We start from the raw sequence: 512 nt of genomic DNA on the forward strand, positions 1-512 counted from the left end.
CGTTTTAAAGTCCAACGCAACAACACAGGGATACATTCCATGCCTTTCTCTTCGCAGTGAGACACAATGGCTAGAGCCAAATCTGGCTTCGCATGTTTTTTCAAAACGCGGTTAACCACTTTCTTCGCCGGAATTGGATGGTCATGAGGGACTTTGATCATGTCCTTAAAGAACAGCTCGAAACCATGATTGTAAAGAAAATGCTCGATGTCCCGATCGGGCAGTTCAGTGAGCCTATGGCGCTCTTGATCATGCCCAAGCTGCGCTCTTACTGTGTGGGCGTATTTTTTACCCGCAGGGTCACCATCGGTAACCACATGCCAATCGATACCGAACTCTTTGGCTACTTTTATTAATGAACGTAAGCCAGATTGTGCAAATTCGACAATCTGAACCCCTTCAGCGGCGAGATCGTATCCACATTGTCTTGCCAATTCATTAAACAACCAAACCTCAGTTTCGCCTTCCACTAATAGCCAGCAACGCGCAAACAAAGCGCCAGCGCGATGAAA

Annotated in this window: 1 protein-coding gene; it reads right to left on the reverse strand. The window is 46.9% G+C overall.

Annotated features, from left to right (window positions below; translation table 11 throughout):
- The coding region (locus tag R7093_RS28275; RefSeq protein WP_318147415.1) for an ATP-dependent nuclease at positions 1-512 on the reverse strand (512 nt) is incomplete at both ends.

This window comes from Vibrio sp. 1580 (assembly GCF_033340055.1).